19 protein-coding genes are annotated in these 21591 nt (G+C 62.2%); 7 read left to right on the forward strand and 12 right to left on the reverse strand.

The genetic code is table 11. The annotated features are described in order from the left end of the window. The first annotated feature begins 82 nt into the window (after positions 1 to 82). Positions 83 to 610, forward strand: coding sequence for an amino-acid N-acetyltransferase (locus ICL81_RS00825; protein ID WP_188033112.1), 528 nt, complete (start codon positions 83 to 85; stop codon positions 608 to 610). 18 nt (positions 611 to 628) lie between these two features. Then, a complete protein-coding gene (locus tag ICL81_RS00830) occupies positions 629 to 1297 on the forward strand; it encodes a hypothetical protein (RefSeq protein ID WP_188033113.1) in 669 nt (222 codons plus the stop codon). A gap of 639 nt (positions 1298 to 1936) precedes the next feature. Here the strand turns inward: ICL81_RS00830 and ICL81_RS00835 are convergent. Then, positions 1937 to 3484: a PucR family transcriptional regulator gene (locus ICL81_RS00835; protein WP_188033114.1), complete on the reverse strand. Its 1548-nt coding sequence runs from the start codon at positions 3482 to 3484 to the stop codon at positions 1937 to 1939. An 83-nt stretch (positions 3485 to 3567) separates the two neighbouring features. Here ICL81_RS00835 and ICL81_RS00840 point away from each other — a divergent pair, with 83 nt between their 5' ends. Both ICL81_RS00840 and ICL81_RS00845 read left to right on the forward strand, forming a co-directional pair. Then, positions 3568 to 4761: a CoA transferase gene (locus ICL81_RS00840; protein ID WP_188033115.1), complete on the forward strand. Its 1194-nt coding sequence runs from the start codon at positions 3568 to 3570 to the stop codon at positions 4759 to 4761. Between the two features lie 69 nt (positions 4762 to 4830). Further along, positions 4831 to 5994 (forward strand): acyl-CoA dehydrogenase family protein, encoded by a 1164-nt coding sequence (locus ICL81_RS00845; RefSeq protein WP_188033116.1) that lies wholly within the window; start codon positions 4831 to 4833, stop codon positions 5992 to 5994. Positions 5995 to 6781: 787 nt separating this feature from the next. On the opposite strand, the gene ICL81_RS00850 is transcribed toward ICL81_RS00845, so the two are convergent. The 6 genes from ICL81_RS00850 to ICL81_RS00875 all read right to left on the reverse strand — a co-directional run bounded on the left by ICL81_RS00850 (position 6782) and on the right by ICL81_RS00875 (position 11336). Beyond that, complete coding sequence (locus ICL81_RS00850; RefSeq protein WP_188033117.1) at positions 6782 to 7411, reverse strand: TetR/AcrR family transcriptional regulator; 630 nt, start codon at positions 7409 to 7411, stop codon at positions 6782 to 6784. A 171-nt stretch (positions 7412 to 7582) separates the two neighbouring features. Continuing rightward, complete coding sequence (locus tag ICL81_RS00855) at positions 7583 to 8989, reverse strand: class II fumarate hydratase (protein WP_370566811.1); 1407 nt, start codon at positions 8987 to 8989, stop codon at positions 7583 to 7585. Between the two features lie 59 nt (positions 8990 to 9048). Then, a complete protein-coding gene (locus ICL81_RS00860; protein ID WP_188033119.1) occupies positions 9049 to 9726 on the reverse strand; it encodes a carbonic anhydrase in 678 nt (225 codons plus the stop codon). A gap of 11 nt (positions 9727 to 9737) precedes the next feature. Further along, positions 9738 to 10448, reverse strand: coding sequence for a DUF4245 family protein (locus tag ICL81_RS00865; RefSeq protein ID WP_188033120.1), 711 nt, complete (start codon positions 10446 to 10448; stop codon positions 9738 to 9740). Between the two features lie 2 nt (positions 10449 to 10450). Beyond that, on the reverse strand, positions 10451 to 10693 hold the full coding sequence (locus ICL81_RS00870) for an exodeoxyribonuclease VII small subunit (protein ID WP_188033121.1): 243 nt from the start codon (positions 10691 to 10693) through the stop codon (positions 10451 to 10453). Between the two features lie 31 nt (positions 10694 to 10724). Beyond that, positions 10725 to 11336 (reverse strand): TetR/AcrR family transcriptional regulator, encoded by a 612-nt coding sequence (locus ICL81_RS00875; protein ID WP_188033122.1) that lies wholly within the window; start codon positions 11334 to 11336, stop codon positions 10725 to 10727. Between the two features lie 74 nt (positions 11337 to 11410). On the opposite strand from ICL81_RS00875, the gene ICL81_RS00880 reads away from it, so the two are divergent. The 3 genes from ICL81_RS00880 (at position 11411) to ICL81_RS00890 (ending at position 15735) form a co-directional block, all read left to right on the forward strand. Then, positions 11411 to 12802 carry an amidase gene (locus ICL81_RS00880; RefSeq protein WP_215394721.1) on the forward strand — a complete coding sequence of 464 codons (1392 nt, stop codon included), beginning with the start codon at positions 11411 to 11413 and terminating at the stop codon, positions 12800 to 12802. A gap of 256 nt (positions 12803 to 13058) precedes the next feature. Continuing rightward, complete coding sequence (locus tag ICL81_RS00885) at positions 13059 to 14495, forward strand: APC family permease (protein ID WP_251381593.1); 1437 nt, start codon at positions 13059 to 13061, stop codon at positions 14493 to 14495. A 178-nt stretch (positions 14496 to 14673) separates the two neighbouring features. Continuing rightward, positions 14674 to 15735, forward strand: coding sequence for a hypothetical protein (locus tag ICL81_RS00890; protein WP_188033124.1), 1062 nt, complete (start codon positions 14674 to 14676; stop codon positions 15733 to 15735). Between the two features lie 5 nt (positions 15736 to 15740). Here the strand turns inward: ICL81_RS00890 and ICL81_RS00895 are convergent, their stop codons facing one another. The 5 genes from ICL81_RS00895 to ICL81_RS00915 form a co-directional block, all read right to left on the reverse strand. Then, the gene (locus tag ICL81_RS00895) at positions 15741 to 16346 is read right to left on the reverse strand and encodes a TetR/AcrR family transcriptional regulator (RefSeq protein WP_188033125.1); all 606 of its coding nucleotides are present in this window, start codon (positions 16344 to 16346) and stop codon (positions 15741 to 15743) included. 306 nt (positions 16347 to 16652) lie between these two features. Next, positions 16653 to 17795: a 3,4-dihydroxyphenylacetate 2,3-dioxygenase gene (gene hpaD / locus ICL81_RS00900; protein WP_188033126.1), complete on the reverse strand. Its 1143-nt coding sequence runs from the start codon at positions 17793 to 17795 to the stop codon at positions 16653 to 16655. 43 nt (positions 17796 to 17838) lie between these two features. Beyond that, positions 17839 to 19335, reverse strand: coding sequence for a 5-carboxymethyl-2-hydroxymuconate semialdehyde dehydrogenase (hpaE, locus tag ICL81_RS00905; protein ID WP_188022833.1), 1497 nt, complete (start codon positions 19333 to 19335; stop codon positions 17839 to 17841). A 43-nt stretch (positions 19336 to 19378) separates the two neighbouring features. Then, complete coding sequence (locus ICL81_RS00910; protein WP_188033127.1) at positions 19379 to 20056, reverse strand: GntR family transcriptional regulator; 678 nt, start codon at positions 20054 to 20056, stop codon at positions 19379 to 19381. Positions 20057 to 20058: 2 nt separating this feature from the next. Continuing rightward, entirely contained in the window at positions 20059 to 21570 is a 1512-nt protein-coding gene (locus ICL81_RS00915; RefSeq protein ID WP_188033128.1) for a fumarylacetoacetate hydrolase family protein, read from the reverse strand. Positions 21571 to 21591: the final 21 nt, after the last annotated feature.

Raw genomic sequence — 21591 nt, forward strand, 5'->3', positions numbered from 1 at the left:
AGGCGGTCGGGATCCGCGCCCCAATCGAGCCAGGGAAATGGGTGCGGATCCGAGCAATCACACGAAAGAGTAGACTCAGCTCATGGAAATTCAGGCATCGGCAGTAACCATTCGCCAGGCGCGCACGCAGGACGTGCGCGCAATGGTGGCGCTTATGGAACCGCTGATTGCCCGACGTATTTTGCTCGGTAAAGATCTTGTTGATCTGTACGCTGCGGTTCCCGAGTTTCTCGTGGCGGTCGACGACAACGAAAACGTTGTCGGCTATGGCGCAGTGCACGTGATGTGGGAGCAGCTCGGTGAGGTACGCACGCTCGGCGTCTCTGAAGAGTGGCTCGGCAAGGGCATCGGCCACATGCTGCTCGATGCGCTCCAAGAACGCGCACGCGCGCTTGGTCTTGAGCAGCTCTTCTGCTTGACGTTTGAGACCACGTTCTTCGAGCGCCACGGTTTCTCTGCGGTCGAAGAAAACGAGTCGCTCGTTGCGGCTGACGTCTACGCCGAGCTGTTGCGCTCGACGGATGAGGGCATCGCGGAGTTCCTGGATCTCGCCCGTGTAAAGCCGAACACGCTCGGCAACACGCGAATGATCAAGCGCCTCTCTGCGTAATCGCGGTAGCCTGATTTCATGCCAGGCAACGCACGACAGACCCCAGGACAGGCCCCGACCGGCGGCCTGGACAAGAGCGTCTATCGGCGTCGGCGGATTGTCGTGTTCGGCGGCCTGCTGGTCGTCATTGCGCTCATCGTGCTGCTCATCATGTCGTTGAGCGGCGCGTTCGGCGGTTCTGGTGCCCGCGATTCCGGTTCTGGCGCGCAGAAGGTCGATGTTCCCGCCGACATTACCGCGCAGGAGAAGCAGAAGTCTGCGACGGAAAAGAAGGAAGGCGAGCCAGATGCGTGCGCCCAGGCGCGCGTCATGGTGACCGCGGTGGTCGACCACGACTCGTACGACCCTGGCGAGCTTCCGGAGCTCTCACTGACCGTTGAAAATACGAGCGAGGTTGAGTGCATCATTGACCTCGGCACCGCTGCGATGACGTTTGAAGTCTCTAGTGGTGACGATATTGTCTGGCGCTCGACCGATTGCCAGACTGATCAGACCAAACGCCAGATCATCCTGGTGCCTGGCAAGCCGCTCGAAACCGAACCCATCGTCTGGGACCGCACCCGCTCAGATCCTGAGACCTGCGACGTGACCCGCGACGATGTGATCGGCGAAGGCGCGACCTACCACCTGCGCACTGCGGTCGTCGGGACGACGAGCAAGGCTTCCGCGCAGTTCTTGTTGTACTAGACGGCACACTTTTGAGTTCGACTTCGCTTGCTGACTCAACCCCGTAAAGCAGGGGCGTTTCACACAAGACGGGGTGTTTGAACGGGGTTCGCCGGCGGCAGACCTGAAGGAAACTCTGAACAGCCCGTTCTGAGTGGCTTCTCGGGCATCCTGTCCGGTTTCTTGCACCGGACAGCGTTCGGCCGCTGTTGAAGGGTGTTGACGGCCATCACCTGTCAACGCTTGCGATACAACATCATGTCGTGCAAACTCACGTGATGGAGACCGTAGCTAGCCGTGCCGTTGATACTCCTGACGGGCCAGTACAGATAGTGATCTTGTGCGTGAACGGATCGCACCATGCGCCGGATGAGGACCCCGAGTACGCGGAATTTGTCTACGAGGTATGGGCCCCCGACGAGAAACTCTTTGCACGTCAAAGAATCTTTGGAGCCGATTCAATGCAAGCCCTGCTTCTCTGCATTGCTGCGTGTGGTGATCTATTAAGCAGGTACTACCCAGCGGCCTCCTGCCTCGGCTCAGACGGGCATGGGTTGTTGCAGACCGACCTTTCGAGCGGCCTCGAATGGCGAGCCACGGTGCGAATGGCGCTTGAGTAAAAACCTCGGGACGGGCCACGCAATTGCCCGGCACATCACCTTACTGCGCGAAGGTCTGCTCCTCGAGGCGCAGCGCGATCCAGATCTCGGCTCGGTCGTCGGGTTCCGAGAGTGAGCGCCCGATGAGTCGCTCGATCCGCTGCATGCGGTCACGCAGCGTGTTTCGGTGAATGCCGAGAGCTGTGGCAGCCGGGCCGCGCTGACCGTCGGCCTCGAACACGGCGCGGAGGGTGACTCGAAGCGTCTCGCGATCCGCCACCGTGAGCTCCGTTGATTCACGCGCGAGTGGACCAAGCACGCGCGCGGCAAGTTCGGCGCTTGGCGCGGGGTAACCGCCAGCGACCCCGCCATCCGCGGCGTTGCCCGGCAGCGTCATGAGGGTTTCGAGGACGGGGGAAGTGCGGTCAGCCCAGATGGTCTCTGGTACGCGCGGGGCGATGTAGAGGGGCGCGGTGGTCGACAGCGTCGGGAGCTTGGCGAGCGCGGATCGTCGACTCAGTGGTGCATCCTCCGCGGAGACGGCCCGCCCGAGTACGACATCGAGGCCGTGTGCGTGTGCCGCTTCTACCGCGGCATCGATGGCAGTTGATGTGTCAGGCACGAGCTGCCAGGCCTGCGCGATACCGGGCGCGGAGATGTGCGGCAATGCGGAGGTGATGAGGCGCTCGAACCCCGAGCGTGATCGTGAGCGCCACTCGACGAGATCTTCGGCGGATCCCTGCACAGCAACAGCTCGCACGGTCGCTGGCAGCGGGTGCGAGGGGAACAACACCGACAGCGCGGCTGGCGCTTGGGTGCCGGTGAGGAGGCCCTCAGTGAGCCGTGCCCACTGCTGACGTTCGCGCGCCTCGGCGGCGCTACTGCCGCGGATCCCAAGCCCAAGCACGATCGCGCCCGCTGCGATGACTGAGCGCCCCTCTGGAGAGAGCGGCGTGCCCCCCGATATGTGGAGCTGGAGCGATCCCGCAGAGTTGAGTGGCACCTGCTCCATCGCCTGGACCGAGCCGGGTGCTGCCCCGTGCGCTGAGGTTTGTGCTGCGGCGAATCCACCAGTGGCCGCGAGTACACTGCCGTCAATGCTCACGACGCCAAGCTGACGTCCGGTCGCCTGCGCGATGCTCGCGAGCACTGCCGCCGGCTCCTGCTCGCTACGGGCACTATCGAGAAGCCGCTCCTGGATGCGGAGCGCGTTTCGGGTTTCGCGCAGCTCGTCAGTGCGCAGCAGCTCGGCGATCGCCTTGCTGATCGCGATGAACGGCGTCGGGAGGGCAATTTCGAAGAGGGCCACCTGGTACGTGCTTGCTGCCTGCACGAGTTGCGCCGGTACCTGGTCGTGATTCACGCCGATGCCGAAGCCAATCGCGGCGACCTGCGCTCGGCTGAGGCTCGCAACGAAGTCACGCCAGCGCGGATCATCACCATCGAGCGCGAGGCCCGTCGTCATAATGATCTCGCCACCCTCGAGATACTCCGAGAGGTTGAGGAGCTCGGTGACGGATCCCCAGGTGAGCTCAGGATCGCGGCGGCCAGCCTGGATGAGGCGAAGCCCCAAACTGGGAATCGCGAGGAGCTGCGACAGTGTAGCCATGCTGCCATCATTGCACAGTTTATGCGATACAAGTTGTGCACTTTGTCACACAATGACGTCGAGGTCAAACGTACACTGGAGATGTGACCGACGACGTACATGCATCCCAGGGGCCGCTCAGCGGCATTCGAGTAGCCGACTTCTCGCGAGTTCTCGCGGGTCCGCACGCCACGATGATTCTTGCCGATTTCGGCGCAGACGTCATCAAGATCGAAAGTCCAGAGGGCGACGGCACTCGGCAGTGGAACCCGCCGACGAACGCGATCGGCCAGAGCACCTACTTTGCGGGCGTGAACCGTGGCAAGCGCTCGGTCGTCTGCGATCTTCGCTCGGAAGAGGGCAAGGCACGCGCTGCCGAGCTCGCGCGCACCGCTGACGTGGTGATTGAAAACTTCAAGCCTGGCACGATGGCCAAGTTTGGCCTGAGCTACGAAGAGGTAGCAGCCGAAAACCCCGGTGTCGTGTACTGCTCGATTTCCGGTTTCGGCGATGCTGAGGGCAAGAACCTTCCCGGGTACGACCTGCTCGTGCAGGCCGTTGGCGGACTCATGAGCATCACCGGCCGCGCAGACGCTGACGGGGGCGAGCCAACCAAGGTCGGTGTCGCACTCGTCGACATTCTCACCGGCTTGAATTCGGTCATCGGTATCCAGGCCGCGCTCCGTGCGCGTGAGGCGCCCGGCACCGACATGACCGGCCGTGGTCAGCACGTCAAGGTCACCCTGCTCGGATCGCTGCTTTCGGCGCTCGCGAACCAGACTTCTTCGACCCTCGAGACGGGCGTCTCTCCTGGCCGTATGGGCAATGCTCACCCGTCGATTTCGCCATACGAGACCTTCGCAGCCGCGGATCAGTCCATTGCGCTCGCAGTGGGCACCGACGGCCAGTTTGCCCGGCTGTGTGACGTGCTCGGTATTCCTGAGCTGGCGACCGATCCGCGCTACGCGACAAACGTAGATCGCGTGGCAAACCGTGTCAGCCTGCGTGAAGCGCTCGAGGCCCGCCTGAAGACTCGTCCCGCAGCAGAGTGGATCGACGAATTCACCGCCGCGGTCATTCCAGCAGGCCGCGTGAATACGATCGCGCAGGCGCTGGAACTTGCAGACTCGCTCGGCCTCGAACCCGTCGCCGAGACGCACGCACTGGATGACGAGGGTGTTGAACGAACCCTCCGCTCAGTTGCCACCCCAATCTCGTTCTCTGCAACGCCCCCGCGCTACGGCACTCCGCCTCCCCGCGTCGGCGAGCACCAGAACGCGGAGTGGCTGCCGCGCTAGGCACCGATCCGCGCCCCGTTCTTCCCTAACATCACCGGTATTCACACGGTAGTGAGCCAAAGGAGCATCATGACCACCACGATTGACCAGCTGTTCAACGTTTCCGACTTCGTGACCGAAGAGGAGCGTGAGTGGCAGATGAAGGCGCGTGAATTCGCGCAGACCCGCATCAAGCCGATCATCGACCAGGCATTTGAGGATCGTCGTCTTCCCGTCGAGCTGCTGCCAGAGGTCGGCGAATTCGGTGCGTTCGGCATGTACATGAACGGCTACGGCCTGAAGGGCGCATCGTCGGTCGCATACGGCCTCGTGGCGATGGAGTTTGAGGCGGTTGACTCTGGCTTCCGTACGGCGCTCTCGGTGCAGGGTTCGCTCGCAATGGGTGCGATTTACAAGTTCGGCTCGGAGGAGCAGAAGCAGCAGTGGCTGCCCGCAATGGGCCGCGGCGAGGCTGTCGGCTTCTTCGGTCTCACCGAACCCCAGGGCGGATCGGACCCCAACACCATGCTCACCACCGCACGTCGTGATGGCGACGAGTGGGTACTCAACGGTAAGAAGCGTTGGATCGGCCTCGCAACCATCGCCAAGGTCGGCGTCATCTGGGCGAAGGACGAAGAAGGCATCGTGCGCGGCTTTGTCGTGCCCACCGAAACCCCCGGCTTCAAGGCGACCGCGATTGAGAACAAGCTCTCGATGCGCGCCTCGCTGCAGACCGAGATTGAGCTGACGGATGTGCGTCTGCCGCTCGACGCAATTCTCCCAGGATCGAAGGGCCTCTCGTCGCCGTTCAAGTGCCTGAACGAAGCACGCTACGGCATCGCCTGGGGCGTTATGGGCGCAGCACGCTCGTGCCTCGAGGTCGCTGTCGAGCGCTCGCAGACCCGCCAGGTCTTTGGTGCTCCGATCGGCTCGAAGCAGATCATCCAGGCACAGCTCGCAGATATGTTTGTCGAGTACGAGAAGGGCTTGCTGCTTGCACTGCACCTCGGCCGTCTCAAGGACGCGGGCAACCTCTCGTACGGCCAGATCTCGGTCGGCAAGCTGAACAACGTGCGTGAAGCGATCAAGATTGCGGGCACCTGCCGCGGCATCCTCGGTGGCGACGGCATTACGAGCGACTTCCCTGTGATGCGCCACATGGCGAACCTCGAGTCGGTGCGCACTTACGAGGGCACCGACGAGGTACACCAGCTCGTCATTGGCCGCGAGTTGACCGGTATCGCAGCGTTCTAGTTTTGGTTGCGGGCTGGACCCCGCGCTAACCCCTCGAAACTAGGGGTTTCTGACACAGAGGGCACTTTCATACGTATGAAAGTGCCCTCTGTGCATGAGCGGGCTCATCTCGCGGGGTTGAGGTGGGCCGGCGTGCCTCGTATGGGCGCCCTACCTCGCAGGCCTTCGTTCTCCCTCGCAGGCCTTCGTTCTCCCTCGCAGGCCTTCGTTCTCCCTCGCAGGCCTTCGTTCTCTGAGCCAAACTGCCGCTCTGGTGGGCGGATATGGCAAGCGGACACAGGCCGGACCTTTGTACTCCTCTGCCGCACCACAGGAACGTCGCTGCCCGCACGCCCGCCGCAGATTGGACCTGCGGTCGAGCGGCCCGTAAAGCGCTGAGCAAGGCCAAAAGGTTAAGTCACGGTGCGCGCAGTCCCGCACCATAGCCGGAAGCCCGCGCCCACACAGCTCGCTCCGCCGCCGCAATGGCCATTGTGAGGGGAAAAGATGCCCGGCCACAGGCCGGACCTCTTCTTTCCGTGGCAGAGCCACAGACGGGCAAACTGGGCGCCACCGCAACTCATTGGCCTAGCGGCTGGCGGGGCTTGACGACGGGCGCAGGGGCCAATCCAGTGAAAACCAGGCCAAAACACGCCCCAACCCCTAGTTAACCCCACGAAACAAGGGGTTTCTCGCGAAACTACCACTTTCATACGCAAGAAAGACACCTTCTCGCGAGAAACGGCTCATTTCGCGGGGTTGGCGCCAAAGCAGGGTCCCGCTAAGCGCTAAGGGCTAAAAGCAGTGCCTAGCCGAGCGGCGGGAACAGCGCGCCTCGATCGAGCACAGTTCCGTCGGGCTCGGTGCGCATCCACTCGGGGTACACGACACCAAAGTTGGCACGCAGATCTTCGCGGGTAAATGAGGCGTCGCCAAGCCAGTAGCCAATGGCTGTTGCGAGCGCGCTCGCAAGTACCCAAGCGACCATGTCGATGTCGATGTCTGCGGGGGTGGTTGCCCAGTTGCGGCGTAGCTCAAGGTGCCACAGCAGCGACTCGTATGCGTGCTTGGTGAGTGCTTCGCGCACGGTTCCGTCGAGGGGATCCTCGAAGCCGAGACGGTAGAGGTCCTGGTTGTCCTCAACGTGGTCGACGAGGTGAGTGAAGCCCTCCCACATCTCAAGGATACGAGGGGTCGACTCGTCGGCGTACGCGTTGCGCGTCTCGCGACCACTGTCAGTTTCGGCGAGCATTCCACCGATGACGTCGGCGAGCGTCTCAGACGGGGTTGCATAGTGCTTGTAGAACGTCACACGGTTGATGCCAGCCTCAGCAGCAAGCTCAGAAACGGTGACGGTGCTGATATGTTTTGCGCTCGCGAGGTGCAGTACGGCCCGGTGGAGGGCAGCCCGTGTTCTCACTACGCGCGCATCAGTCATGGTCTCAAGAATAGTCCAGAATGGGCATGGAACATTGAGCATTGCGCGTTCTACGCCCAGTGTGTGATGAAGGAAATTTCACGCTGAGTAGCCGTTTATGCAAAAGGAGCCTGGTTACGCGTAGGTAACCAGGCTCCTAGTGTGACGAATTACGGCACTGAGAGTACGAAATTACTTCGCGACGCCCGGGTGCGTCATCGAGAGCAGATCGAGTGCCTTATCGAGGTCAGCCTCGGTAACCTCGCCACGCTCAACGTAGCCGAGGTCGATGACAGCGTCACGCACGGTAATGCCCTTGGCAACCGAGTGCTTTGCGATCTTCGCAGCCGCTTCGTAACCGATGAGGCGGTTCAGCGGGGTGACCGTTGAGGGGCTCATGCCTGCGAGTGCTGCAGCGCGCTCAAGGTTTGCCTCGAGGCCCTTGATGGTCTTGTCTGCGAGAACGACCGAAGCGTTCGAGAGCAGGCGAACCGACTCGAGGAGTGCGGTGCCCATGACGGGGATCTGCACGTTGAGCTCGAAGGTGCCAGAAGCGCCAGCGAAAGCGATTGCTGCGTCGTTACCGATAACGCGCGAGCAGACCATGAGGACTGCCTCGGGGATAACGGGGTTGACCTTGCCGGGCATGATCGACGAGCCGGGCTGGAGATCGGGGATGTGGATCTCGCCAAGGCCGGTGTTGGGGCCCGAGCTCATCCAGCGAAGATCGTTGTTGATCTTCACGAGCGAAACGGCGATCGTGCGCAGCGCGCCCGAAGCTTCGACGAGGCCGTCGCGGTTCGCCTGCGCCTCAAAGTGGTTGCGTGCCTCGGTGATGGGCAGGCCGCTCGAAGCTGCGATCTCAGCAATAACCTTCTCGGGGAAGCCGAGGGGAGTGTTGATGCCGGTGCCAACCGCGGTGCCGCCCTGAGGAACCTCAGCTACGCGGGGGAGAGCTGCGTCGATGCGCTCGATGCCGTAGCGGATCTGTGCAGCGTAGCCACCGAAGACCTGGCCGAACGTCACGGGAGTTGCGTCCATGAGGTGGGTGCGGCCGGGCTTGACTGCGGTCTTCCACAGTTCAGCCTTCTCCTCGAGCGCCTCAGCGAGATGTGCGAGCGAGGGCTTGAGCTGCTCGATGAGCGCGCCAGTCACAGCGATGTGTACCGAAGTGGGGAACACGTCGTTTGACGACTGCGAAGCGTTGACATGGTCGTTCGGGTGCACTGCATCGCCGCGGTGCTTCGTCGCGAGGTTCGCGAGAACTTCGTTCATGTTCATGTTCGAGGAGGTTCCCGAACCGGTCTGGTAGGTGTCTACCGGGAACATGTCGTGGTGTGCGCCACCAATAACCTCGTCTGCCGCTGCAACGATCGCGTCTGCGACGTCTGCGGGGAGGATGTCGAGCTCCTTGTTGGCAATTGCAGCCGCGCGCTTAATACGTGCGAGCGCAACGATCTGTGCAGGCTCAAGACCCGAGCCCGAGATCGGGAAGTTCTCAACTGCGCGCTGGGTCTGCGCCGAGTAGAGCGCATTCTTCGGAACGCGCACTTCACCCATGGTGTCGTGCTCGATGCGGTATTCGATCTGTTCGGTCACTGTCATCCTTTGTTTGACGAGATGAAAGAAGGGGAATTACAAAAGCGTGTGAGGCTCAATTAGCCAATCAGGTCGCTGGTCTCGATATTGAGGCGACCAACAGCAGTGTAAGGCACTGCGCGGCCTTCGAGAAGGCGGTACTGGCAGCCCACGACTGCGACCTCGCCGCGGTCGACCGCAGAGCTGATGGTCGGCGAGTTGCGAAGCAGCTCATTGACAGTCGACTGCAGGTGTAGGCGGCCAACGGTGTTCGCGTCGATCTCACCAGGAACGACGTAGGGCGACTCGTGGTGATCACGATGCCAGAGCGACTGAACCGCTGGCTGGATCGGCGCAAGCGTGTTACGCACGGCTGGGCTGACCTCACCTGGTTCGCGGGTGGTCTGGTCGATCGCAGCCGCGACTGCGCCACATGAATCGTGTGCGAGCACGACGATGAGTGCCGAACCGAGATGGGAAACGGCGTACTCCATCGAAGCGGTGATCGACTCTGCGACGACGTGCCCCATGTTGCGGGCAATGAACATGTCGCCGAGGCCGCAATCGAAGATGATCTCTGCAGCGAGGCGCGAGTCCGAGCAACCGAAGAGCGCAACGTCTGGTGACTGCTGGTTCACGAGCTCAGAGCGTCGCTCGACGTTCTGGTTGGGGTGGTTCGACGTACCGCTTACGAAGCGGTCGTTCCCTGCAATGAAGGTGTCCCAGGCTTCTTGCGGTGTGACACGTGGTGCGGTCATGCGGCTTCCTTTTACTGTGTTTCGGCGGATCCGCCCGTCGCCTGATCAGCGGGCTCGGCGAGCGAGTCCATGACCTGGGTGGCGAGCACACGAATGGTGCCGGCAGTATCAGTGCCGGAGACGATGACCGCGTCGTTGCCGACAGCGCCTGAGAGTGCGAAACGGATGTTGCTCTTGTCGATTCCCCTGTTCGGGTAGTCGTAGAGCGTCCAGTCAGTGCCCGCGAGGGCTTCCTGGCCGGTGGGAGCGAGCGCCTCAAGTACCTCGGTGTTGAGGTAGGTCTCAACGCCGGGAACATCAAGTACGGGTTCGCCGGTTTCAGTGAAGATCTGGGTGACGGAGGCGTATGCCTCGTCAGCGGTGGTGTAATGAATGCGCCAGACGTAGAAGCCGTCCTCGCGCTTCAGGCTGGCCGACTTTGCTTTCCAGCCAGCGTCAACAGCGGGAACGGCAAGGTTGTCGTTGAGGCCGGGGCCTGACTGCTCAGCGATCGCTGCGACATCGACCGAGCGCTGATCGAAATCACCGGTGCTCTGCGGCATCATGAAATAGATGACGAGCATGAGCCCGAAGCTCACGAGCAGCGAAAAGACCAGGTTGTTGAGGGTCTTGCGGCTCTTGTACAGGCGGCTGTTCTCGGCCTTGCGGGCTGCCGTCTCATAAGCGGTTTCAGGCCTGCCGAGTTCGGCAACGACTACTGGAGCCTTCGACTTCTTCGCCATCGTTAGTTGCCGGCCTCCATCGGTGCAGCTGAGTTTCGTGCGGCCTCAAGGCGCTGGCGAGCACCAAGGAGCCATTCTTCGCAGCGCTGCGCGAGCAGTTCGCCGCGTTCCCAGAGCTGGAGTGACTCTTCGAGCGTGATGCCGCCCTGTTCGAGTCGGCTGACGACCTGAATAAGTTCGTCACGAGCCTGTTCGTAGCTGAGCGTGCTCGTCTCGCTGACAGCAGCGGACCCCATGTCTGACATGCTCTCCAGCTTACTCGCTTCGGCTGAAGATTTACATGCGGGCGCGGATCCCCGCCAGCAGTATCTCGATCCCAGCCTCGTACGCTGGCCAAGCTGTCTCCGCGAGGTCTTCCGCCGGGTCGTGTGCGAGGCGCGGCAGGCTTGGCTGTGCGCGCACGATCAAGAATCCTGTCGCAAATGCGTCGGCGGTGTCGAGGATGATCCGCGCGTTTTCCTGGGAGAAACCAAGTGTGCCGAGGTGGGTGACGATGCTGTCGAGATGTTCGGTGACGTGCGCGGCTTCCGCCGGTGCGAGTGCGAGGAGAGCGAACGATCGCGGGAAGCGCAGCGCGAGATCGAAGTACGCGCGAAGCGTTGCCCGCATCACCGATTCCCAGTTGCTGCTTGAAGCGTGGATTACCCCTGGGATATCGAGCTCAGTGATCAGATGTGCGACGACAGCCGCCTGGAGATCATCGCGATTCTTGACGTGCGTGTAAAGCGACATCACTGCGCAGTCGAGGTCGGCGGCGACCGCGCGCATGGTAAGTCGATCCGCGCCATCGGCTTCGATGCGTGAAATTGCGGTCGTCACAATGATCTCGCGGGTGAGTGTGCCGCGAGCGGTCGTCTGTCGCCGCGTTGCCTCTTGACGGTTTGCCATGTCTGTAGGTTAATAGATGCACACGTTCCGTACTAAGTACGGTTTGCAATGTCGCAACATGAATGGGAGTCACTTTGGACCTGCATCACCTCACAGCATCGGAGGCGGTTCGTCGCTTCCAGAACCGCGAACTTTCGCCCGTTGACCTGCTTGATGCTGTCGTCGCGCGTGGCGAGATGACCGAGCCAACGGTCAACGCGATCACGGAGCAGTTCCTTGACGAGGCTTATGATGCCGCCCGCGCATCAGAAGCACGCTACGCGGCTGGCACCGCACGCCCGCTCGAGGGCGTCCCCACGATTATCAAGGAGGAGCAGCCGATCGCCGGTCGCACGAACGAGGAGGGGTCGCTTCTCGAAAAGGGTGTGATCGCTGACGTGACGCACCCGATTGTCGAGCGCATCTTCGACGCGGGTGCGGTTGTGCACGGCCGCGCGACGACCCCCGAATTCTGCTGCGCGCCGGTCACGCACACGAAACTCTGGGGCGTGACGCGTAACCCCTTCAACCCGGACATGACCCCGGGCGGATCCTCAGGCGGCTCCGGCGCCGTCCTCGCTGCCGGCTCAACGACCCTCGCTACCGGTTCAGATATTGGCGGATCGATCCGCATCCCCTCGGCGTACTGTGGCGTCGTCGGTTTCAAGCCGCCGTTCGCCCGCGTGCCGGGTCTCGCGCCGTTCAACAGTGATACCTACTGTGCTGACGGACCCATGGGGCGGTCGGTCGCGGATGTGGCCTTGCTGCAGAACGTGATTTCAGGGCCGTGGCGCGGTGACGCGGCTTCGCTGCCAAAGATCAATGTCTCGGCGAAGGTGCAGTCGCTCGCTGGCATGAAGATTGCGCTGAGCTACACGCTCGGCGGCTATGACGTTGACCCTGACGTGATCGCGAACACCCAGCGCTTCGCCGAGGCGCTGCGCTCGGCTGGCGCGACCGTGACCGAGGTAGATCTGCCGTGGGGCCCGAAGCGTGTGAAGGACGTGTCGTGGGCGCACTTCGGCGCGATCATGGGCGCATTCATCGAGAGCATCGCGAACGATTCGCCCGAACGTGTTGCGCAGCTGATGCCGTACACCCGCGCGTTCGCGGCCTCGGCGAAGACTGGTGGCGACTACGTCGAGGGTCTCATTGCCGAGTCGGCGTTCTACGAGCCCTTTGGTGAGCTGCTTGAGAAGTACGACGCACTCATTTGCCCGACGACGGCAAACACCGGGTTTGCGGCCGACGAGCCCTGCACCGACTCGGAGAACGTCTTTGGCCAGCTCATGACCCTGCCGTTCAATATCGTCGGCCGTGCGCCCGTGCTGGCCGTGCCGTCGGGGAAAGCCTCGAACGGCGTCCCGACCGGCGTACAGATTGTTGGCCGCACCTTCGACGATCAGACGGTCTTTAAGGTCGGCGCAGCAGTCGAAGCGGAACTCGCGCTGTGGACCGCGGCTGACTGGTGGCCTTCGGTCGTGTAGCGGCCCGAGTGGATGTTGGGCTCGCTGAGCGCTGATTGAGTGCAGATTCAGCGCAGATTCGGCCCTGAGTAAGCAGGCTGGGGTGCAGTGCGCCCCGGCCTGTTTCGCTGCGTTGCGTCCCGTTTCGCGCGGATGAATTGGCAAAGGATATGCTTACCCCTGGCATAGTGAGCCGTTTGTTTGCTGTGAAAACGCGCACAGAAACCCCACGGAAAATCCGGTGGGGTGGCGCACCTGGACTCATTCAACAGGAGGAATGGCGTTGGAACCCACGCTCAATCGGAGGCTCGGCGTCGCCGGGATCGTGTTTATGGTGATTGCCGCGGCAGCACCCATCACGGTCGTCGCCGCAAACTTCCCGATCATTATTCTGAGCTCGAGTTCCATTGGCGTTCCGTCGATGGTGCTCGCGGCAACGGTCATCCTGCTGCTCTTCGCAGTTGGGTACACCTGGATGACTCCGCGCGTGCCCGACGCTGGCGCGTTCTACTCGTACGTTGATCGCGGCCTCGGTCGTCGCACCGGCCTCGGCACAGCCGCGATTGCGCTCGTGTGTTATGTGCTGCTCACGGTGTCGATGACCTGCTACCTCGGTGTGCAGGCGGGCAACCTCATCAACCTGTGGTTCGGTGTGACGCCGCCGTGGTGGCTCATCTCCGGCATCATGATCGCGATTGTTGCCTTCCTGGGCTACCGCGATATTGAGCTCTCGGCAAAGGTGCTCGGCGTTGTGCTCGTGCTCGAGGTCGTCGCGGTGCTCGCAATCGACCTTGGCGTGCTCTTCTCTGGCGAAGAGCTCTCGATGAAGCCGCTCTTCCCGAGCGAGGCGCTCGTTGGTGCCCCCGGCCTTGGCCTGCTCTTCGCGTTCCTTGGCTTCTTTGGCTTTGAGGCAACCGCGGTCTTCCGTAACGAGGCGAAGAACCCCGAGCGTACGGTCCCACGCGCAACCTATATCGCGGTTATCACGATCGGTGTGCTGTACTTCATCTCGTCGTGGCTCGTGATTTCGGGCCTCGGCGTCGATACCGCAGTGGCGGATTCGAACGCGGCCCCCGACAGCATCGTGATCGCCCTCGCAGGCAACGTTGTCGCACCGATCTTCGCTGACATTGTGCAGGTGCTTGTCGTGACGAGCATGTTTGCGTGCATGCTCTCGTTCCACAACATCGTCACGCGCTACCTCTTCACGCTCGGTCAGCGCGGCGTGCTGCCCAAGCGCCTCTCGGATGTGCACCCCAAGCACCACGCGCCCTCGCGTGCATCGCTGTGGGTCACGATTATTACCGCGGTTGTAGTGCTGGTCTCGGCACTCGCGCAGCTTGATCCGGTGACCCAGATTTACACCTGGTACTCGGGAGCGGGCGCCGTTGGCGTCATTTTCATGATGGCACTCACGAGCATTGCGGTCATCGCGTTTGGCCGCTCCAGCAAGGCTGCCAGTGATACTCGACCGCCGGTCGGCGTGGTCGTTGCGGCGGTACTTGGCGGCCTCGGCTTGCTCGGCGTACTCGCGATTTCGGTCTCGAATCTCCCAGTTCTGGTTGGCGGCGTCACGGAGTCGTTCATCTGGGGTGGCGTGCTCGTTGTGGTATTCATTGGCGGCATGTTCTTGCCTGGCCGAACCTCGGTAGAGCAGGCCGCGCTCGTGGAAGAGCGTGCAGCGCATGCGGCACCGGTTGGGATAGATGACTAGTCGCTAACGACCGGCATTAATCGCGCGAAAGCGCCGAACGTCACCTGATGTTCGGCGCTTTTCTGCACTCTGACGAGCGTTTCTCATGCGTTGTGAACATCAGAGTGGTCGTTACGTGAATTCGTAGCAATTTGTCACACATCTACGTGGATCACCGAAGGGTCACAATACTGGAGCTATGACACAGGCAAACGTTACCGGGGCACACCTCGTAGGCAGCATCAACTTCGACACCGCTGAAGAGACCATGCGCACTGCGGCGGCTCACCTCGGCGACCACCTGAAGCGCATTCCCGACGGTGAAGTCGGCGAGCGATTCCACTGGATCGCGTTCCAGCCGGGTCGCCTCGCGAAGACCGAGGGCCTTGAGCAGGTCGGTGATCAGCAGATCCTGCTGCGTACGCTCGACCTCCGCCAGATTCGCCTCTCGGAGGGCGTCAATGCCGCCGACCTGAAGATCGCCAACCTCGGTTACGCCGATGCTGCGCTCGAATCGTACGCAGTGTTCGCCCGACTCCAGGAGGAGGGCGTGATTCCCGCTGGCATCCGCTTCCAGGTCTCGCTGCCGACCCCGCTTGCGACTCTCGCTAGCTTCGTGCGTGAGGAAGATCGCGCGGATCTCGAGCCCGTCTACGAGGCTGCTCTCGCGGCCGAGCTCGAGCAGATCCTCGCAGCGATTCCCCACGACAAGCTTGCAGTGCAGTGGGATGCTGCGCTCGAGTTCGCGATTCTCGAGCAGACCGCATACGCGGAGCGTGGCGGCAAGCGCTACGAGTGGTTCGACGACGTTTGGACCGGAACGAGCGAGCGTCTTGCGCGCCAGCTCGATCGCATTCCCGCTGACGTCGAAGCTGGCGTGCACCTTTGCTACGGCGACGTCGCTGAGAAGCACTTCGTTGAGCCCAAGGACGCAGCGAACCTCACCAAGTTCGCAAACCTCGTCGCTGCAGCGACCCAGCGCGACATCAACTGGGTGCACCTGCCCGTGCCGATCGAGCGCGACGACGCAGAGTTCTACGCGCCGCTGGCTGAGCTTGCACTCGCACCCACGACTGAGCTCTACGTCGGTCTCGTGCACCGCGAAGACGGTGCGGAAGGTGCATCGCGCCGTCTCGCTGCTGCTCGCCAGCACCTCACGCGTGACTTCGGCGTCGCGACCGAGTGCGGCTTTGGACGTTCGCCCGAGGGAACGACGGTTCCGCTCTTTGAGGCGCACCGCGCAGTCGCTGCCGCCTGGTAGTGGGATTAGCGCGTCAAAGGTTTCAGCCGCAATCTCGCAACGAAATCGGTGACTTGGTCTTCGAGCATCTGTGTGCTGAGATGCTCGGGGCTGACGACGCGCACCACGGCAGCGCCGATATTCAGCAGGATGATTTCTGACACGATTTGTTCATCTGACTTGGTCGTGACAATGTCGCCATCCTCGCGCCCCTGGCGTAGAAATTCGCGATAGCCAGTTTTCCAATCACTGAGGTAATGGCCATAGCCCTGCTCAAGCTCTGAGCTAAATGCACAGCGCTCCCAATAGGAAAGAAGCACGCGGGCAGTGGTTGTCGACTCTTCGTCGACTGGCAACGTGTATCGCATGGCGGTCTCGAGCGCTTCGATACCGCGCTTGCCGCGCACATGCCCTTCCAGACGCTTCTGCAGGCTGCCGAGCGAACGCGCGTACGCGCCCTCGATGATCGCGTCCTTGCCCGAGAAATAGTGCTTGAGTGCCCCGTTGGCGAAGCCTGCCCGTGTCGCAATTTCACGCATTGTGGCGGCTTCGATGCCGCCCTCCACGATGAGCTGCCAGGCCACATCGATGATGTCTTCGCGACGCTTATCGTGATCGATGATCTTGGGCATTCGTCCTCGCTGACTGAACTGGGGCTGTGCTTGATTGGCGGATCAGAAAGCCGCTGACATGCGACACAGGCATGGTTATATTCAACATCGTAGACGAAAACCCGCCGTGCCGGACTCGTGCACGTCGGTGGATCGCCAACAGTAGAGGCCAAAAGTCGCGTAATTGAATAGTGACTCCGGACCTTGACGAATCGCACAAGGCACTAGCCGAGAAAAGTGTTGGGCCCCGGTACTCGTTTGTAACGAGTACCGGGGCCCAACGGTGTGAGTGCAACTCCGGTGAGAGTGCGACCTCTGAGCGACTGCTTAGAGGGTGTTGCCGAGCTTGAAGCCCTGCTCCTTGTCGCCGTCACGGGTGTACGAGAACCCGTCGGCGCCGATGGTGACAGCCATCTCCGAGTCATCGGTACGGCTGATGACGGGCTGGGGGTTGCCGTCAAGGTCGAGAACGAGCGAAGCGTCGGTGTACCACGACGGTACGACCGGGTTGCCCCACCAGTCACGACGCTGGTTGTCGTGAACGTCCCAGGTGATAACAGGGTTATCGGGATCGCCGGTGTAGTAGTCCTGCGTGTAGATCTCGACGCGGTGGCCGTCGGGATCGCGGAGGTAGAGGTAGAACGCGTTCGAGACACCGTGACGGCCGGGACCGCGCTCGATGTGATCGCTCAGGCGGAGTGCACCGAGCTTGTCGCAGATCGCGAGAATGTTGTGCTTCTCGTGGGTTGCGAACGCGACGTGGTGCATACGGGGGCCGTCGCCACCGGTTGCAGCGGTGTCGTGCACGGTGGGCTTGCGGCGCAGCCATGCAGCGTAGACGGTGCCCTCTTCATCCTGGATATCCTCAGTGACGCGGAAGCCGAGGTCCTGGTAGTGACGGACCGCACGGGGAACGTCAGGGGTGACCTGGTTGAAGTGGTCGAGGCGGACGAGCTCACCGGGGGTGTGCAGGTCGTAGCGCCACGAGAGACGCTCAACGTGAGTGGTCTCGAAGAAGAACTCGTACGGGAAGCCGAGGGGGTCGACCACGCGAACCGAGTCGCCGATGCCCATGACGAAGCCCTCAGTATTGCGGCGAACGTCGCAGCCGAGCTCGGTGTAGAACTCAACCGCGCGGTCGAGGTCCTCTGCCGAACGGACGCGGTACGAGAACGCAGCCACAGCAGCGATCGGGCCCTTGCGGAGCACGAGGTTGTGGTGGATGAACTCCTCGGTCGAGCGCAGGTAGACGACCTCGTCGTCCTCAGCGGTCACGTAGAGGCCGAGTACGTCGACGTAGAACTGGCGCGACTTCGCGAGGTCGGTAACGACGAGCTCCATGTATGCACAGCGGAGGATGTCGGGCGCCTGCGACTTGGGAGTCGAGACCGGGTTGTCGGTCTTGATCGGTGCTTCTTCGGTTACCCAGAAACCGGACGAGGTCTTCTCACGACCCTTGAGATCTGACATTATGCTTCCTTGCGTAATTCGTAATTGATGAGTGGCGGATCGGCTACTTGCCGAGTCCAAACTTGGGGGAGTGTGCTTCGTTCAGCGTGATGTGCACAGCCTGCTGATCGGTGTAGAAATCGATCGAGCGGTAGCCGCCCTCGTGGCCGAGGCCCGAAGCCTTGACGCCGCCGAAGGGGGTGCGGAGGTCGCGAACGTTGTTCGAGTTCAGCCAGACCATGCCAGCCTCAACCGACTGCGCGAAGTTGTGCGCACGCTTGAGGTTCGAGGTCCAGATGTACGCTGCGAGACCGTACTTGGTGTTGTTCGCGAGTGCGAGCGCTTCCTCGTCGGTGTCGAACGGTGTAATCGCAACGACCGGGCCGAAGATCTCTTCCTGGAAGATGCGTGCATCGGGAGCGACGTCTGCGAAGACGGTCGGCGACACGAAGTTACCGGTCGGGAACTCTGCGGGGCGGCCGCCACCTGCGACGAGACGACCCTCGGTCTTGCCGAGCTCGACGTAGCTCATGACCTTTGCGTAGTGCTCGGGGTGCACGAGCGCGCCAACCTCAGTTGCGGGATCGCTGGGGAGACCAACGACAACGTTCTTCGCGCGCTCTGCGTAACGCTCAACGAACTCGTCGTAGATGTCGCGCTGCACGAGGATGCGGCTGCCAGCGGTGCAACGCTCGCCGTTCAGGCTGAAGACGCCGAAGACGGTTGCGTCGAGTGCTGCGTCGAGGTCAGCATCTGCGAAGACCACTGCGGGGCTCTTGCCACCGAGCTCCATCGACAGGCCCTTGAGGAAGGGAGCCGAGTTGCCGAAGATGAGCGAGCCGGTGCTGCTCTCGCCGGTGAACGAGATGAGCGGAACGTCGGGGTGCTTGACGAGCGCGTCGCCAGCCTCTTCACCGAAACCGTTCACGAGGTTGAAGACACCGTCGGGGATGCCTGCCTCGCGGAAGATCTCGCCCCACAGCGACGCCGAGAGGGGAGTGAACTCTGCCGGCTTCAGCACAACGGTGTTACCGGTTGCGAGCGCGGGGCCAAGCTTCCACGACTCGAGCATGAAGGGAGTGTTCCACGGGGTGATGAGACCTGCAACACCGATGGGCTTGCGGTTCACGTAGTTGATCTGACGACCGGGCACCTTGAAGGTGTCGTCGTGCTGCGCAACGATGAGGTCTGCGAAGAAGCGGAAGTTCTCAGCCGCACGACGCGCCTGGCCCTTCGCCTGGGTGATGGGCAGACCCGAGTCGTAGCTCTCGAGCTGTGCAAGCTGCTCGTCGCGCGACTCAACGATGTCGGCAACCTTGTGCAGAATGCGTGAACGCTCGCGGGGGAGCATCTTGGGCCAGGGACCCTCGGTGAATGCGCGGCGTGCAGCTGCAACAGCAAGGTCAACATCGGCCTTCTGGCCTGCAGAAGCCTTGATGTAGGTCTCGTTTGAGACCGGATCGAGCACGTCGAATTCTTCGCCGCCAATCGAGTCGACGAACTTGCCGTCGATAAAGTGGCGGATCTTGTCGGGGAGGCCGGCAGGCTTTTCCTGAATCATGATTCCTACTTTCTTGGAGGATGAAAATTGAGGTGAATGAAAACTAGGCGACCGCTTCAGCGGTGTCGTGGCGCGTCTCCTCGCGGTACGCGAGCACTGCGTTGAGAGTGTTCAAGCGGTGCGCGCGAGCTGCGAGTTCGATGTCGAACGGGTCAGCGTGCGATTCGAGGAGGCGGAGAAGCTCGTCGTGTTCTGCGACGGACTCCTGGGCGCGACCGGGCACGAAGCTGAACGACGAATCGCGCAGTACCTTCATGCGGTTCCAGCCGCGGTGAACAAGATCGAGAATGTGCGGGTTCGGGCAGCTCTCAAAGAAGACCGAGTGGAATTCCTTGTTGAGTTCGGTGAACCGGCGCGGATCGAAGCTTTCAAGCGTCTCGCGCATGCTCTCATTGATCGCACGTGCGCGGGCAATCTGCTCCGGCGTGACCGCGGGGGCAGCGAGCGAGGTGGCGGATCCCTCTACAAGCGCGAGCGTCTGCATGGTGTGCAGGTACTCGGTCTCCTTGAAGAGTGCGACCTGGGCGCCGACGTTCCGTTCAAAAGTCACGAGCTGCTCTGCCTCGAGGCGGCGGATCGCTTCGCGAACCGGCACCACGGACATTTCAAGCTCGGAAGCCAGACTCGCAAGCACGAGGCGGAAACCGGGGCCGTACTCGCCGTCCTCGATCCGCGCCTTGATCTTGAGGTAGGCCACCTCAGACTTTGAACGTGTGGTCATGGTTACGCGCCCTCGCCAGCTGCGAGCTCTGCCTCGTAGCGCGCACGCCACTCAGCATTCATTGGGAACAGGCCGTCGACCTTTGCGCCGGCAGCAACCTGGTCAGCAACCCATGCGTCCTCTGCCTCCTGCTTTGCGGAGTCGCGCGCGACCTCTTCGAGCAGGAACGGCGGGATCACGATGACGCCATCGCGGTCGCCCATGATGACATCGCCGGGCTGGACAGCTGCGCCGCCGCACGCGATCGTGACATCGGTCTCCCACGGGACGTGACGGCGACCGAGCACGCTCGGGTGTGCGCCCTGCGAGAAGACGGGAATCGCGAACTCTTCAACAGCCGAGTAATCGCGCACGCCGCCATCGGTGACGATGCCAGCTGCGCCGCGGAACTGTGCGCGCAGTGCGAGCACATCGCCGACGGTGCCGGTCTCACGAACGCCGCGAGCTTCAACGACGAGCACTTCGCCCTCGTTGACGCTGTCGAACGCGCGCTTCTGCGCGTTGTAGCCGCCGCCGTACTTCTTGAAGAGGTCGGGGCGGAACGGGATGAAGCGCAGTGTTTTCGCGATGCCGAGAATGCGGTCGCCCTCGTGATTCGGATGCACGCCGTCGATGAAGATGTCGACGTAGCCGCGCTTGCGCAGCGCTGCCGACACCGTTGCGACCGCAACACCGTCGAGTAGCTCGCGCAGCTCTGCGGTGAGGGGGTGCGCCTCGACGGGCTTGTCGAGCGGCGAAGCCTTGCCAGCGGCAACTGCAGCCGAGTGCTCTTCCTCGCTGCCCCATGCTTCGACGCGCTGCAGATCGTTGATCGCGGGCTTCGAGCCGAAGTCGCCGAATGCCTGGGTGCCCTGCGTGACGGTGGTCACGAGGCGACCGGTCGTCGGAGCGCCCGGTGCCGTGGGGGCGTCAACCTCGACCTCAACGACATCGCCTGGAACGACGACCGACGAGCCAGCGGGAGTGCCGGTGAGAATCACGTCGCCGGTCTCGAGCGTCATGTGCTGCGACAGGTCAGCGACGAGCTGGCCGAAGGAGAACTTCAGGGTGTCGCTGGTGTCGTTCTGAACGAGTTCACCGTTGACCCAGGTGCGTACGCGCCAGCTGTCCTGATCGATGCCGTCGGTTGAAATTGCGACCGGGCCGATCGGGGTGTAGCCGTCGCCACCCTTGTTGCGAACGTTCGATCCCTTGTCTGCCGAGCGCAGGTCGTAGAGGCCGAAGTCGTTTGCTGCGGTGACGTGCGAGACGTGCTTCCAGCCGTCTTCGGGGGTGACCCAGTGTGCGGGCTCACCGATGACGAGTGCAACCTCGCCCTCGAATCCGAGCAGTTCGGTACCGGCCGGGCGCTCAATCGTTGCGCCGGTCGGTGCGAGCGACGAAGCGGGCTTGAAGAAGTAGGAAGGGAACTCAGGAGTGCGACCGCGCTGCGCAATGCGCGACGGGTAGTTGAGATGCACAGCAATGATCTTGCCGGGGGTCTCAATTCCGAGTGAATCGATGCCGAACGTCATGACAACCTCTGCTTCTTTGCT

The sequence above is a fragment of the Leucobacter sp. cx-328 genome (genome assembly GCF_014530035.1).
Lineage (GTDB): Bacteria > Actinomycetota > Actinomycetes > Actinomycetales > Microbacteriaceae > Leucobacter.